The organism is Polaromonas sp. P1_G2, from assembly GCF_056405515.1.
This window is the reverse complement of sequence record NZ_JBFUBY010001828.1, coordinates 1-352: the sequence shown is the minus strand read 5'-3', so window position 1 is coordinate 352 and position 352 is coordinate 1. Positions and strand designations below refer to the sequence as shown.

Below are 352 nucleotides of genomic sequence, written 5' to 3'. Positions count from 1 at the left end.
GACCAGCATCAGCGCCGACAACAATACGTCGCCGCCGGATATGCGGACCGCGACACTGTCGGCCTCGACCGACGATCTGGGACGGGAGACGATTACCGGAATTTCGGCCGGCTTTGGATTGTCGAACGCGCTCTCGGTGGTGATGAGCATCAGCAACCTGTCGCTCGCGGCCACGCTTAATGGCGCAAACCCCTATGATCTCGCCAACGAGGCCGAAATTCAGCGCCTGCTGAAGCTGGCGCTGATGGGCAGCGACAGGTTCGCGATCAGCGGCGTGGTGTCGGAGATCTGGGGCGATATCGAGGAACAGACCGGACCCGCCACAACGGTCTTCGGCGACGACATCCTGTCG

The 352-nt window shown here is 62.2% G+C and carries 1 protein-coding gene; it reads left to right on the top strand.

Annotated features, from left to right (window positions below):
* Positions 1-142: 142 nt before the first annotated feature.
* On the top strand, positions 143-352 hold a 210-nt coding region (locus tag AC1D0P_RS32790), incomplete at its 3' end, for a hypothetical protein (RefSeq protein ID WP_477680533.1).